At 65.5% G+C, this 13,446-nt stretch carries 13 protein-coding genes; 2 read left to right on the top strand and 11 right to left on the bottom strand.

From position 1 onward, the window contains the following. A partial coding sequence (locus tag AC2VOG_RS01375) for an LLM class flavin-dependent oxidoreductase (RefSeq protein WP_486938120.1) occupies positions 1-473 on the top strand: 473 nt, incomplete at its 5' end. 133 nt (positions 474-606) lie between these two features. On the opposite strand, the gene AC2VOG_RS01370 is transcribed toward AC2VOG_RS01375, so the two are convergent. From AC2VOG_RS01370 to AC2VOG_RS01345, 6 genes are all read right to left on the bottom strand, one after another. Next, positions 607-1,611 (bottom strand): hypothetical protein, encoded by a 1,005-nt coding sequence (locus AC2VOG_RS01370; RefSeq protein ID WP_486938119.1) that lies wholly within the window; start codon positions 1,609-1,611, stop codon positions 607-609. A gap of 480 nt (positions 1,612-2,091) precedes the next feature. Further along, positions 2,092-3,375 carry a fatty acid desaturase family protein gene (locus AC2VOG_RS01365; protein ID WP_486938118.1) on the bottom strand — a complete coding sequence of 428 codons (1,284 nt, stop codon included), beginning with the start codon at positions 3,373-3,375 and terminating at the stop codon, positions 2,092-2,094. Positions 3,376-3,459: 84 nt separating this feature from the next. Beyond that, complete coding sequence (locus tag AC2VOG_RS01360) at positions 3,460-4,611, bottom strand: ferredoxin reductase (RefSeq protein ID WP_486938117.1); 1,152 nt, start codon at positions 4,609-4,611, stop codon at positions 3,460-3,462. A gap of 92 nt (positions 4,612-4,703) precedes the next feature. After that, the gene (locus tag AC2VOG_RS01355; RefSeq protein ID WP_486938122.1) at positions 4,704-5,219 is read right to left on the bottom strand and encodes a DUF6912 family protein; all 516 of its coding nucleotides are present in this window, start codon (positions 5,217-5,219) and stop codon (positions 4,704-4,706) included. Positions 5,220-5,235: 16 nt separating this feature from the next. Further along, positions 5,236-6,063, bottom strand: a complete 828-nt coding sequence (gene ppk2, locus AC2VOG_RS01350; RefSeq protein ID WP_486938116.1) for a polyphosphate kinase 2 — start codon at positions 6,061-6,063, stop codon at positions 5,236-5,238. A gap of 15 nt (positions 6,064-6,078) precedes the next feature. After that, on the bottom strand, positions 6,079-7,479 hold the full coding sequence (locus AC2VOG_RS01345; RefSeq protein WP_486938115.1) for a WS/DGAT/MGAT family O-acyltransferase: 1,401 nt from the start codon (positions 7,477-7,479) through the stop codon (positions 6,079-6,081). Between the two features lie 190 nt (positions 7,480-7,669). On the opposite strand from AC2VOG_RS01345, the gene AC2VOG_RS01340 reads away from it, so the two are divergent. Further along, entirely contained in the window at positions 7,670-8,173 is a 504-nt protein-coding gene (locus AC2VOG_RS01340; RefSeq protein ID WP_486938114.1) for an Rv3235 family protein, read from the top strand. Here the strand turns inward: AC2VOG_RS01340 and secA are convergent. From secA to AC2VOG_RS01315, 5 genes are all read right to left on the bottom strand, one after another. Then, positions 8,170-10,971: a preprotein translocase subunit SecA gene (secA, locus tag AC2VOG_RS01335; RefSeq protein WP_486938113.1), complete on the bottom strand. Its 2,802-nt coding sequence runs from the start codon at positions 10,969-10,971 to the stop codon at positions 8,170-8,172. The two genes, AC2VOG_RS01340 and secA, sit on opposite strands and share 4 nt — an antisense overlap. 118 nt (positions 10,972-11,089) lie before the next feature. Beyond that, positions 11,090-11,764, bottom strand: coding sequence for a ribosome hibernation-promoting factor, HPF/YfiA family (gene hpf, locus AC2VOG_RS01330; protein ID WP_486938121.1), 675 nt, complete (start codon positions 11,762-11,764; stop codon positions 11,090-11,092). Between the two features lie 278 nt (positions 11,765-12,042). Then, positions 12,043-12,681, bottom strand: coding sequence for a ComF family protein (locus AC2VOG_RS01325; protein WP_486938112.1), 639 nt, complete (start codon positions 12,679-12,681; stop codon positions 12,043-12,045). 112 nt (positions 12,682-12,793) lie between these two features. After that, positions 12,794-13,177 carry a type II toxin-antitoxin system VapC family toxin gene (locus AC2VOG_RS01320; RefSeq protein ID WP_486938111.1) on the bottom strand — a complete coding sequence of 128 codons (384 nt, stop codon included), beginning with the start codon at positions 13,175-13,177 and terminating at the stop codon, positions 12,794-12,796. Further along, positions 13,174-13,395, bottom strand: a complete 222-nt coding sequence (locus AC2VOG_RS01315; protein WP_486938110.1) for an antitoxin — start codon at positions 13,393-13,395, stop codon at positions 13,174-13,176. The genes AC2VOG_RS01320 and AC2VOG_RS01315 overlap by 4 nt, the downstream gene beginning before the upstream one ends. Positions 13,396-13,446: the final 51 nt, after the last annotated feature.

Below are 13,446 nucleotides of genomic sequence, written 5' to 3'. Positions count from 1 at the left end.
CCGAAGCAGCCGAGGTGTTCCTCGGCCCGTTGCGCAGTGGCGCCCAGCGGGCCGGGCGAACGCTGGATCAGCTCGACCTGGTCGCGCCGGTGGCGCTGGAGTTCCACGACGACCGGGCATCCAGTGACGCGGCCGCCCGCCGGCACGCCGACGGCTACGCGTTCACGATCGGGGCGATGGGTGTGGGCGGGCAGAATTTTTACAACGACGCGTTCAGCCGGCTGGGTTACGCCGAGGAAGTCGCGGCGGTTGCCGAGCTGTGGCAGGCCGGCAACCGCGACGAGGCCCGCGCCCACGTACCGCTGGACCTCGGCAAGCTGACGAATCTGCTTGGTGACGACGACTTTATCGCCGAGCGGGTGGACCGCTACCAAGCGGCCGGCATCACCACGCTGTTGGCGAAGCTCGACGGTGACCATTCCCAGCAACTCGAGGCGCTGCGGCGGCTGGTCACCATCGTCGACAAGGCGTGAACCCGTCAATCCCGCTGGACAGTTTCGTGGCCTGACGGCGTGCACACCTCGGATGGCTCACACGACAAACATCCCGGGCCGCCCCTGGCGACCCGGGATGTTTGTCACACGATTCAGTTCAGCCGACGACGCCTCACAGACCGAGGAACGACAGCGGATCGACGCTTCCGACCGCGTCAGCAGCAGCGCTGCCTGTGTCAGCAGCAATACCGAACGCCGCACCCGGGTCGAGGCTTGAGAGGTCAAAAGCACTGACCAGGCTCGACAGGTCATAGTCCCCGAACGGCGTCACGAAGGTGTCCGTGGCAGTGCCGGCGTCGCCGGCGGCGGCACCTGGGACATCGGTGTAGACGTTCTCATAGCCGCTGCCGAAGTTAGTGATGTCATAGATCGTTCCGTCGGCCGGCAGGCCCGCAGTGCTGCCCCCGGTAGCGGACGTTGCACTGGTGACGTCGAACCCGGTGTTGGTGATGCTACCGAGGCTGGTGACGTTCTCGCTGGTGTTGATAGTCCCCTCGAGCGTCGGGGTGGTGGAGCCGCTGGCCGTGCCGAAGATGTCGAAGTTCTGACTATCGACGGTGCCGGTCTCGAAAAATGGGGACGTACCTGTTCCCGCGGTCACAGGCGCGAAGCCTTCCGTCTGCGTGCCGTCAGCAGCCACGGTGTAGGGGTCGAAGGTGGTGGTGCCGATCGTGAAGGCATCCGAACCGGGTGCATCCGGGAACACCCCGGTGCTGTCGGAAGCAGCCAGGCTGGCAGCCAGTGTGGGGTCTCCGTTGTACAGCACCGCGTCGTAGTTGGCCGCCTCATTGATCTGCGCCGTCGTGGCGTCGGCGGGCAGCAGGTTGGCGAACGCGTCGTCGGCTGCCGGGGCCTGCCCTATGCCGAACGGTGTGGACCCCGTGGTTACATCGGAGCCAAGCGAGGCGGCAAGGGTGGGGTCGCCGGTGTTCAACGTCGAGTCAAGGTTGGCCAACTCGGTGGCCGAGGCGGTCGAGTCGACTTGCCCGGCAAAGGTGGTGAACGGGTCGGAGGTATCGGCGAAGGCGAAGGCCACCGGCAGAAATGCGGAGGCCAGCAACCCTCCAGCGGCCGCGCTTAAGGGCATGGTGATACGACGGTTCATCAAAGTGCTCATTTCAGTAGATTGCGGTCACTTGCTCACTAAAAGGGTGTGCACTGTGACGAAATGTTCGGGCCTACTCCCCGCAAGAAGCCCTAACTCGTGCCTATCCCCCCGGCCGACACTAGCCCACGAATACGGAAAGATAAAGGCCAGCAAGGAATTTGCTTAAAATTTACTGCGTTAACGCTTTGTGCTGCATCACTTCTGGGGTTTGCCACAGTGTGTCCCGGAGTGGTGCGAGCGACCCGATATCCGCGGCGGCAGGGGCCGAAACCGCGCAGCCCGGGCCGCTACTCATCTTGCGGATGCCACGGGTATCGGTGGCGCCGACCCCGCACCAACCGAACGTCACGGTCGCGGATGGCGATCTTCGGCATGCTCGGCGCACGGGGTCCGTGGCGTCGAGAGACCGCGGTAACTCGGCCCACGCAGCTGCGGGCACATCATGCGGTGCTAGCGGCGGTTTCCTAGACCGACACCTCGCCGCCCGGATCAGGCGGCGAGTTCGTCGCGTCCAGGCTCCTGCTCGGCACCCCGCTTGTTGCGCCGCCACCCCCGCACAGTGGCGATCGCGGTCCTCAGTCCGCGACGACGGCCAGTTGACGGGTCGACACCGGCGAAACCGGGCCCCAGTTCGGCGAACATCGACTCGCTGCGCGTCTCCGGGGCGTTGTCGGCGGTGGCGCGCAGGTAGCGGTCCGGCAGCGACAACTTGGCGATCGTCCGCCACGTCTTGCCGTACTGCACCAGGAAAGGCCCCGTGGTGTAGGGCAAGTCGTACTTGTCGCAGATCTGGCGCACCCGTACCGCAATCTCCTCATACCGGTTACTGGGCAGATCCGGGAACAGGTGGTGTTCGATCTGATGGGACAGGCTCCCACTCATGAAACGCATCGCCGGGCCCGCGTTGATGTTGGCGCTGCCCAGCATCTGGCGCAGGTACCAATGGCCTTTGGTCTCCCCGACCATGTCGGTCTTGGTGAACTTCTCGGCACCGTCGGGGAAATGCCCGCAGAAGATGATGGCGTTGGCCCACACGTTGCGGATGATGTTGGCCAGGATGTTGGCTTTCAGCGTCGAGGTGAACGACGCGCCCGGCGACAACGACGTCAGTGCTGGGAACGCGACATAGTCCTTGAGCACCTGGCGACCGGCCTTGTTGAAGAACTCGTCGACCCGTTCGCGAGCGTCGTCGTTGTCGATGCGCCCCATGACGATCTTGCCGATCTCCACGTGCTGCAGGCCGACGCCCCACTCGAAGCCGAGCGCCAACATTGCGTTGTAGAACAGGTTGAACAGGTTGAAGCGCTTCCACGGGACGTCGCGGGTCACCCGCAGCAGGCCGTAGCCCACGTCGTCGTCCATGCCGAGAATGTTGGTGTACTTGTGGTGCAGGAAATTGTGGGTGTAGCGCCAGTGCTTGGACGATCCCATCATGTCCCACTCCCAGGAGGAGGAGTGGATCTCGGGGTCGTTCATCCAGTCCCACTGACCGTGCATGACGTTGTGGCCGATCTCCATGTTCTCGACGATCTTGGCCACGCCGAGGGTCGCGGTACCCGCCCACCAGGCTGACCGGCGCTTGCCGAATGCCAGCATCAGTCGGCCGGCGACTTCGAGGGCGCGCTGCGCGGCGATGGTGCGGTGAATGTAGCGGGTATCGCGCTCGCCACGAGAGTCTTCGATGTCCTGGCGGATGGCGTCGAGTTCGACGCCGAGATTCTCGATGTCGGCGTCCGTCAGATGCGCGAAGACATCGAGGTCGGTGATCGCCATCGTGGTGTTTACCTTCCTGCAGCCTGCAGTTCCTGACCTACGCTATCGTAACCTACGAAAGCGTAGGTTACCAGTGGGTAGCTTCTAAACGTCGAGAGTACAGTCGCCGGACGCCGCGGAAACACACGTCTGCACGCGTGTCCCCGGCTCGCGTTCGAGGCCGGTCCGCAAATCGCGGACATGGCCCTCGGTCAGGGTTACCACGCAGGACTGGCAGATACCCATCCGGCAGCCGAACGGCATCTGCACACCAGCCTGCTCACCGGCGTCCATCAGCGATGTCGCCGCGTCGGCAGCGGCGCTCTTTCCGCTCTTGGCGAATGTGACCGTGCCGCCCGTCCCGGCTGGTGCAGCCTTGGAGACCGCGAACCGCTCAAGGTGCAGGCGGGAGCTGATGCCGGCCGCCGACCAGGCCTGCTCGGCGGAGTCCAGCATCGCCGCGGGGCCACACGCCCAGGTCTGCCGGCTGCGCCAGTCCGGCACCTCGGCGTCGAGCCGGGAAAGATCGAGCCGACCTTCGCTACGCGTCGCGCGCAGCTGCAACCGGTAGCCGGGATGATCCTTGGCCAGCCGCTCGAGTTCGGGACCGAACATCACGTCTTGCGCCGTGGGTGCCGAATGGACGTGGATCACGTCGGTGATCTGGTCGCGACGGGCCAGCGTGCGCAGCATCGACATCACCGGCGTGATGCCCGAGCCGGCGGTGAGGAACAACACAGTCGGCGGCGCGGGGTCGGGCAGCACGAAATTGCCCTGCGGCGCCGCCAATCTCACGATCGTCCCCGGCTGCACCCCGTCGACAAGATGACTGGACAGGAAGCCTTCCGGCATCGCCTTCACCGTGATCGTCACCGTGCGCGCCCCGCGGTGTGCGCCCGAGGTGAGCGGGCTGGACGTCAACGAGTAGGAGCGCCAGCGCCAACGGCCGTCCATCAACAACCCGATGCCGATGTACTGACCCGGCTCATAGTCAAAGCTGAAGCCCCATCCCGGCTTGATGACCAGGGTCGCGGAATCGCTTGTCTCGCGCCGCACGTCCAGAATGCGTCCGCGCAGTTCTCGCGCCGACCACAGCGGGTTGGCGAGGCGGGTGTAGTCATCGGGCAGCAGCGGCGTGGTGATGCGATGGGCAATTTTGCGAAGCGCGTGCCAGCCTGGGTGAGTTTCCACTCCGGCCAGCGTAATCGGCGTGGTCTCGATGACGTCGGCAGCCGGACGTGACACTTTTCTGTCCATTGGCGAAACTCCTGGTCTCTTACTCGGGACAGAACCTACGGTACCGTAACCTACGGTTCCGTAGCTATACCTCGCGGAGACTCAAAGCCGGCTCAGAGCAGCTCCAGCAGGAACGGCAGCTCCTGAGTCGCGTACCACGCCAGGTCGTGATCGAGGGCATCCCCGACGGTCAGCTCGGCGTCCTCGTCGCCCAGGTCAGCCGCGTCGACCACCTCGATCGCCGCTTTGACCTGCGCTTCCGCCGCAGCGTTGTCGACGAATGCGGCGACCACCTCGTCGGTGGTCACGGCAGCGCCGATCCGCACCACCGCATCGTCGAGATCCGGGCGCAGTGTGACGTCGCCGACATCGGCCACCAGCACCGCGCGTCGAGCCGGCAGCGCGCCTTGGCGGCCGCCGTCTTCGGTCGCGCCGGCCAGCAGCCGTAGCGACGCCAGGGCCGCCTCTCGCAGCGCGACTTCGGCTAGCTCGTCGTCGTCGCCTTCGGCATAGGCTTCACGCAGCTGGGGGGTGACTGCGAAGGCGGTGCCGCCTACGGGCCGCAGCCAACCGTCGGCGACGAGTTGCTGCAGCATGGCCAGCGTCGCCGGAATGTAGATGCGCATCAGTTCGCGTTCGTCCTTGTCATTCGGTGTCGCCGATCAGCGTTGCGACATGGTCGTCGACGTAAGTAGACAGCTCCCGCGGTGGCCGCTGGTAGTCGCCGGTACCGACCGGCTCAGCGGGTAGTTTGACTTTCGGCAGTTTCACCGGCTGATAGTCGATCGTGGACAACAGATGCGCGATCATGTTCAGCCGCGCATGCCTCTTGATGTCCGATTCCACCAAATACCATGGGCTGCTGGGCTTGTCGGTGTAGGTCATCATCTCATCCCGGGCCCGCGAATAGTCTTCCCACTTGTAGAGGGATTCCAGGTCGATCGGGCTCAACTTCCATTGCCGCACCGGATCGTTGCGCCGCGCTTTGAAGCGCCGCAACTGCTCCTCTTCGGAAACCGAAAACCAATACTTGCGCAACAGAATTCCGTCATCGATCAGCATCTGCTCGAAGATCGGCGTCTGTTGCAGGAACAGCGCATGCTCCTGCGGCGTGCAGAACCCCATCACTTTCTCGACGCCGGCGCGGTTGTACCAGGACCGGTCGAAGAGCACGATCTCACCCCTGGTGGGCAGTTGCGCGACGTAGCGCTGGAAATACCACTGCCCGCGTTCGCGATCAGTCGGCGTCGGCAGCGCGGCGATTCGCGCAAACCGCGGGTTGAGGTATTCGGTGACTCGTTTGATGACACCGCCCTTGCCCGCCCCGTCACGACCCTCGAAGATTACGACGACGCGAACACCTGCCGTGCGCACCCATTCCTGTAGCTTTACCAATTCCGTTTGCAGCCTGAACAATTCGGCTTCATAGACTTTGACCGAGATCTTGGGCTGCTTGTTCTGCGCCTGGCTCACCATCGAATGGTAGGGCTATTGCGCGGCTTCCAGCAGTTCATCGAGCGATTCGCCCAGCAATGCCGGAAACACGTCGACGTCGCTCATCGCGTCTCGATCGGCGTTGATGCCGTAGTACAGCATCCCGTTGTACGACGTCACGCCGATAGCCAATACCTGATTGTTCAGCAGCGGCGGCACCGCGTAGCTCTCGAGCAGCTTGGCTCCGGCGACGTACATCTGGGACTGGGCACCAGGCGCATTGGTGATCAACAGGTTGAACAAGCGCGGCGACAATCCGGTCGCGACCCGAATCCCCATGGCGTGCAGAGTCGGTGGCGCGAAGCCGGACAGCGTCGCGATGGTGCGCGCGTCCACCAGGCTGGCCGCTGTCGGGTTGCTTTCGGTGGCGTGCGCAATCTGGGACAGCCGCACCACCGTGTTGCCCTCGCCGACCGGTAGGTCGACCAGGAACGGGGATACCTGGCTGATGGTCGGCCCGCGATTAGACGAGTTGAAGGCCTCGAATACCGGCAACGGCGCCATCGCCCGAACGGTCGCGGTCGGCGCCGGCGGCTCGCCGCGGGACATCAGCCAGTTGCGCAGCGCGCCGGCGACCACGGCCAGCACTACATCGTTGACATCGCAGTTGTACCGCAACCGGATCAGCCGGTAATCGTCGAGTCGCCCGCACGCGACCGTGTACCGCCGGTTGCGCGACACCGTGGCGTTCAGCGGACTGCGGGGGGCGGAGCCACGCGCCAGCGTGCGGGCGACCTCGACCATCCGTTGGCCGGCGTCGGCCAGCTGGCCCGAGCTGGTCAGCAGATCAACGGCCCCGCTGTGAACCGCCTTGAGCTGCTCCTGTGGGCGGGTGGCCCAATCGCCGACCGCGCCGAGCAGCAACCGCACTCTGCCGGGTTCGCGACCGGGCACCCAGATGTCTTCGACAAATGGCGGCGGACGGCGACTGCGGTCGGCGATGACGTGGTTGATCTCGACCGCGCCCATGCCGTTGATCAGCGCCTGATGCGACTTGGTGTACAGCGCCAACCGATTCTTGGCCAAACCCTCAACCAGGTACATCTCCCAGAGCGGCCGCGAGCGGTCCAGCGGGCGGGCCGCCAGCCGTCCGATCAGCTCATGCAGCTGCTCGTCGCTGCCCGGCGACGGCAGCGCCGAGCGCCGGACGTGATAGGTGATGTCGAACTCGCGGTCGTCGACCCAGACCGGCCGGGCCAGCCGCATCGTCACTTCACGGACCTTCTGCCGATAGCGTGGAACCTTCGGCAGTTGCCGCTCCACAGCGGCCAGCAGGGTCTCGTAGCTCAACCCGGCGCGCGGCTGACGCAGGATCGACAACGACCCGACGTAGAGCGGCGTCGCCGAGTTCTCCAGCTGGTAGAAGGAGGCGTCCGAAGCGGACAACCGGGTCACGTCGCCTCTCCCCTTTACGTCCCTTACGAATTGGTCACCGACCAATATGCCGGAAACGCTAACCGGCTGGCGGGCCCCCTGCACAGCGCGGGTACGCGGACGCGGTGATTGTGCGATGATCCTCACACTCGTCTGCCACTCTCCAGCAGGCCAGTGTTGTATGGCCCTTCGAAACGTGCGGGAGAGTTCAATGTCGACCGGTTCCAGTCGATCGGAGTCAAGCTCAGTGGATCGCCAGCCGTTCGCGGTCACCCCGGTCGTCGACTGCGAACCCCCGGCCCGGGATGTCCGGCAGTGCAGACCCTCGCCGAGAGTCCCGCGAACGCGCAATACTCATGTGCCACAACGACATCCACCGACAACCGCGATGCCGATGCCCATGCGGCAAGCGGCTGGCTTTGCCGACGCCACCTTACGTCGGGTGTTGGAGGTCATCGACCGCAGGCGCCCGATTGCGCAACTGAAGGGGCTGCTGGCCGCCGAACTCGTCGACTCGGTGCTATCGGCCAATCGAGGCAGCGACCGCCCGGATGGGGCGGCGGTGCTACGCCGGATTCGCCTGCAACCGGTGAGCGGCCGGGCAGCGGCCGAGGTGTTCGGCAGCTACAGCCGCGGGCCGCGCACACACGCCATTGCCTGCCGCATCGAGCAGTTCGCCGGACGCTGGCAGGTGGTCGCGCTCCATATTGGTTAGCGCCGCTTGGGCTTGGCGTGCCGGCCTTGCCGCCGGGCCGTCTCGCGACGCTCACGTCGGCTTCCGCCACCCGCGCGCGCCGGCGACTTGTCCCCGTTGCCCCGCACCTGCGCCGAGCCGTCTTCGGCGGGTCCGGTGTAAGTCAGTTGCGGCGCCTCGTTGTCAATGCCCTTGGCGCGCAACGCAGGCGCCGGCTCACGCGCCGCGCCGCTGCGCTGCTGGGCGCCCGCCGCAGCGGCGGCGAACTCGGCCAAGCCGTCCGGCTCGTCCACCGGCCCGACCTGCTGTGGCGGAACCGCCTCGACGGCGACGTTGAACAAGAAACCGACGGACTCTTCTTTGAGGCCATCCAGCATGCCGGTGAACATGTCGAAGCCCTCGCGCTGGTATTCGACCAGCGGGTCGCGCTGGGCCATCGCCCGCAGGCCGATGCCCTCCTTGAGGTAGTCCATCTCGTAGAGGTGCTCGCGCCATTTGCGGTCGATGACGTTGAGCAGCACGTTGCGCTCCAGCTGGCGCATCGCGCCCTCGCCGGCCAACGCTTCGAGCTCGGCTTCGCGCTTGGCGTAGGCCTGCTCGGCGTCCGCGATGAGCGCGTCGAGCAGTTCCTCGCGGGTCAGCTCGCCCGCCTCCCCGACCGCGTCGGACTCGATCAGGGTGTGATGGTCGATGCCGACTGGATACAGCGTCTTGAGAGCTTCCCAGAGCTTCTCCAGATCCCAATCCTCGGCGTAGCCCACGGCGGTGGCGCCGTCAACGTAGGCGGTGATTACGGCGACCAGCATGTCGTGGGCCTGCTGCTGCAGGTTCTCGCCCTCCAGGATGCGCCGACGTTCGGCGTAGATGACCTTGCGCTGCTGGTTCATCACCTCGTCGTACTTGAGGACGTTCTTTCTGACCTCGAAGTTCTGCTGCTCGACCTGGGTCTGGGCGCTCTTGATCGCCCGGGTCACCATCTTGGCCTCGATTGGTACGTCGTCGGGCAGATTGAGTCGGGTCAGCAGCGACTCCAGCGCGGCGCCGTTGAAACGACGCATCAACTCGTCGCCCAAGGACAGGTAGAAGCGCGACTCGCCCGGGTCGCCCTGACGCCCGGAGCGGCCACGCAGCTGATTGTCGATCCGGCGCGACTCGTGCCGCTCGGTGCCCAGCACGTAGAGCCCGCCGGCGTCGGTGACTTCCTTGGCCTCGGCGGCGGCCTCGGCCTTGACGATCGGCAGCTCCTGGTGCCAGGCAGCCTCGTACTCGTCGGGGGTCTCGCCGGGATCCAGACCACGGGCCCGCAGCCGCAGATCGGTGAGGAAGTCGACGTTGCCGCCCAGCACGATGTCGGTCCCGCGGCCGGCCATGTTGGTGGCCACGGTGATGGCGCCACGGCGGCCGGCCTCGGCGATGATGCCGGCTTCCTGCTCGTGGTATTTCGCGTTGAGGACGTTGTGCGGGATGCGCCGCTTCTGGAACTGGCGCGACAGGTACTCCGAGCGCTCCACGCTGGTGGTGCCGATCAGCACCGGCTGGCCCTTTTCGTAACGCTCGGCGACGTCGTCGACGACCGCGATGTACTTGGCTTCCTCGGTCTTGTAGATCAGGTCGGTCTGGTCGGCGCGGATCATTTCTCGGTTGGTCGGGATCGCGACCACGCCCAGCTTGTAGATCTCGTGCAACTCGGCCGCCTCGGTTTCGGCGGTACCGGTCATCCCGGACAGCTTGTCGTAGAGCCGGAAGTAGTTCTGCAAGGTGATGGTGGCCAGGGTCTGATTCTCGGCCTTGATCTCGACGCGCTCCTTGGCCTCGATGGCCTGGTGCATACCCTCGTTGTAGCGGCGTCCGACCAGCGTGCGGCCGGTGAACTCGTCGACGATGATCACGTCGCCATCACGGACAATGTAGTCCTTGTCGCGGGCGAACAGCTCCTTGGCTTTCAGGGCGTTGTTGAGGTAGCTGACCAGCGGCGAGTTGGCGGCTTCGTACAGGTTGTCGATACCGAGCTGATCCTCGACGAACTCCACACCGAGCTCGTGCACACCGATCGTGCGCTTGCGGATGTCGACCTCGTAGTGGGTGTCCTTCTCCATCAACGGGGCGATGCGGGCGAACTCGGTGTACCAGTGCGAGGCGCCGTCGGCCGGTCCGGAGATGATCAGCGGAGTGCGGGCCTCGTCGATCAGGATCGAGTCGACCTCGTCGACCACGGCGAAGTTGTGGCCCCGCTGGACGCAGTCGTCGAGGCTGTGGGCCATGTTGTCGCGCAAATAGTCGAAGCCGAATTCGTTGTTGGTGCCGTAGGTGATGTCGGCGTTGTAGGCGATGCGCCGCTCGTCGGGCGTCATGTGCGCGAGGATCACGCCGACATCCAGGCCCAGGAAGCGGTGCACCCGGCCCATCCATTCGCTGTCGCGTTTGGCCAGGTAGTCGTTGACCGTGACGATGTGGACGCCCCGGCCGCCGATGCCGTTGAGGTAGGCCGGCATCACCGAAGTCAGCGTCTTGCCTTCACCGGTCTTCATCTCGGCGACGTTGCCGAAGTGCAGCGCCGCCGCTCCCATCAGCTGCACGTCGAACGGACGCTGGTCGAGCACCCGCCACGCGGCCTCGCGGGCCACCGCGAACGCTTCGGGAAGCAGTTCGTCGAGGCTCTCGCCGTCAGCGTGGCGCTTCTTGAACTCGGTCGTCTTGGCGCGCAGTTCGTCGTCGGTGAGCTTCTCGATCTCGTCAGACAAGCTGTTGACGTATTCGGCCACCCGCTTGAGGCGCTTGACCATGCGACCTTCACCAACGCGCAGCAACCTACTCAGCACAGCTTTGTCCCCTAGGTCAAATTGCCCGGTTCCTCCTCATCGCGCTACGCGCTGTGCATTGTCGCCGGGCTGATCGACGTCTTCAGCGTCCCCCATCCTAGGTGACGAGCACGTTCGGCTAAGCCAGCCGGATCAGACCGTAGTCATACGCATGCCGCCGATAGACCACGGTGGGCCGTTCGGTCTGGCTGTCGAAGAACAGGAAGAAGTCGTGACCGACGAGCTCCATCTCGTAGAGCGCATCGTCAACCGACATCGGCTTGGCCTGGTGTTCCTTGGTGCGCACAATGCGGCCGGGAAGGTGATGTCCGTTGGTGCCCTCGGGCTCGCCGAAGTGCGGAGTCTCGATATTGTCAAAAGCCGGTTCGGGCGCCGGGACGATGGCGGTGGCGGCGGCCAGCGACACCGGGGTTTTGTCGCCGTAGTGGACCTTGCGCCGGTCCTTCACGCGGCGCAATCGGCCCTCCAGTTTGGCGACCGCTGCCTCGAAGGCGGCATAGAAGCTATCGGCGCAGGCCTCGCCCCGGACTACCGGCCCGCGACCGCGAGCGGTGATCTCGACGTGCTGACAGGACTTGCGCTGGCGCCGGTTGCGTTCGTGGTCGAGCTCGACGTCGAACAGGTAGACGGTTCGGTCGAATCGCTCCAGGCGGGCGAGCTTCTGCGAGACGTAGACGCGGAAGTGGTCAGGGATTTCGACGTTGCGGCCCTTGACGACGACCTCGGCTGTCGCCGTCGGTTCGTGCTCGTCGATGTCTGCTGGACGTTCGGCCAGCAGCTGTCCGGAATCCACGGTTTGCCTTGACATACTTGACAACTCACCTTCTCTCGCGTTGCACGCAGATGTTGCGCGCCGGGTTGTGATGCACGCGCCGACGGGGTTGTCAGAACTGAGTTGGCCGCCCGCCGATGCAAGGTGTCGAGAACTCACCCCCTACCGTTGACGGTGGCACCTCAAGCTGCGATTTACGCTGCGTTAAGGCGTTGTTGGTGCTTGCGATCGACGGTAGACCGTAGACAGGCGACTGGGCCAGCATTTCGGTCGACCTGTTGCGAGTTCTTCACAAACGCTCACGCGGCGGCTAGCGCCAGCACAGCCGACACCCGCGCCCCAGCGCCGTGCAGAATGCGGACCGATTCCCGTGCCGTCGAGCCGGTGGTGACGACGTCGTCGACGAGCAGGACCTCAACGCCGCCGGGCAGGCGTCGGCGCGTCCGAAGTACCCGTCCGGCGATGTTGCGTTCGCGTGCGGCGCTGTTCAACCCCGCCGAGTCGCGGGCCAGCGACGTCATCCGCAACGCACGCACAACGCTGACGTCCGGATGACCTGCCGTTGCCAGCGCGGCGACGTGTGTCACCGGGTCGCCGCCGCGGCGCCGCGCCGACCAGCCGCGGGTCGGCGCCGGGACGATAGTCAGCGGCACGTCCAGCAGGCCCCACAGCAGCAGGCGATGCACGCCCAAAGCCAGCGACCGGGCCAGCGGCGCGCACAGATCGGCGCGACCGCGGTCTTTCATCGCGACGATCGAGCGCCGTCGCGCACCGGCGTAGCGGCCCAGCGCGAACACCGGCACACCCGGGTCGATGCGCGGGGTGACCACGCGTGGCGCGTCCTGGCCCGGGACGAGTTCAGCGGCGCAGGCCGCGCACCAGCGCGTCGACGGCGCGCCGCAACCGCCGCATTCCATCGGGAGGATGAGATCGAGCATGGCGCCAGTGTGCCGGCGGCCACCGACATCGACTGAAACCAGCGGATGGCTCCACTGCGTAGCCGAGCGGCGGGGCAAGGGCGCCGGCGCTCCGGTCTCTTTTAATTCGTGGTCAACGAGGAACGAGGGTGATGGGGCAGCGAATCCCGTGTGCCCCGCCCAACCGACTGTCGGCGGTGACGAGCGGGCAGCCGAGCGCCTCGGCGAGCGCGACGTAGCTCGCGTCGTATGCCGAGACACGGTCACGAAGGCCCCAGATCCGGTCGAGCAGGGTATGTACCGCGTGACGGCTCAGCGCAAGGTGGCGCCAGGTGTCCAGCGCACGCCAACCCTGAGCGGCGCTCAACTGCTGAGCTCGGACTCGCCGGCGTAGCCCGCTAGCGATCTCCGAGTCGACCAGGTGTGGCGCGTGCAGATACTCGGTGGCGAGTAACCGCCGGGCTTGGCCGTCGTTCAGCAGAGCCGACAATGCAGCTGATGCGTCGACAACGATCATCGCCCAGCGCGTTCGGCATCGAGGTCGCCGATCACCGCGCTGGTGTCGATGTTCAGATCCGGCAGCTCTCCCAACAGGGCAGGGTTGTCGACGCGGCGGGAAGCTTCGGCGAGTTCGCGCACGGCTACCGCCGTCACCGACGTGTTGTCGCGAGCGGCAAGGCGCGCCAACCGTTCGACGACGTCGTCGGGCACATTCCTCAGGTACAGGGTCTTCACCCGGTCATGATAGCAAAGTGCAAGCAATCAGCTTGCGGATGGTAAGCTTGG

This window comes from Mycobacterium sp. TH-M11 (assembly GCF_057473725.1).
The sequence above is the reverse complement of the archived record's forward strand: the minus strand, read 5'-3'. Positions and strand labels throughout refer to the sequence as shown.

What these genes read in the sequence shown, in the direction of transcription:
- AC2VOG_RS01370 (WP_486938119.1), bottom strand. Translation starts at nt 1,611, where the DNA reads ATGAGCACTTTGATGAACCGTCGTATCACCATGCCCTTAAGCGCGGCC.
- AC2VOG_RS01365 (WP_486938118.1), bottom strand. Translation starts at nt 3,375, where the DNA reads ATGGCGATCACCGACCTCGATGTCTTCGCGCATCTGACGGACGCCGAC.
- AC2VOG_RS01360 (WP_486938117.1), bottom strand. Translation starts at nt 4,611, where the DNA reads ATGGACAGAAAAGTGTCACGTCCGGCTGCCGACGTCATCGAGACCACG.
- AC2VOG_RS01340 (WP_486938114.1), top strand. Translation starts at nt 7,670, where the DNA reads ATGTCGACCGGTTCCAGTCGATCGGAGTCAAGCTCAGTGGATCGCCAG.
- AC2VOG_RS01325 (WP_486938112.1), bottom strand. Translation starts at nt 12,681, where the DNA reads ATGCTCGATCTCATCCTCCCGATGGAATGCGGCGGTTGCGGCGCGCCG.
- AC2VOG_RS01320 (WP_486938111.1), bottom strand. Translation starts at nt 13,177, where the DNA reads ATGATCGTTGTCGACGCATCAGCTGCATTGTCGGCTCTGCTGAACGAC.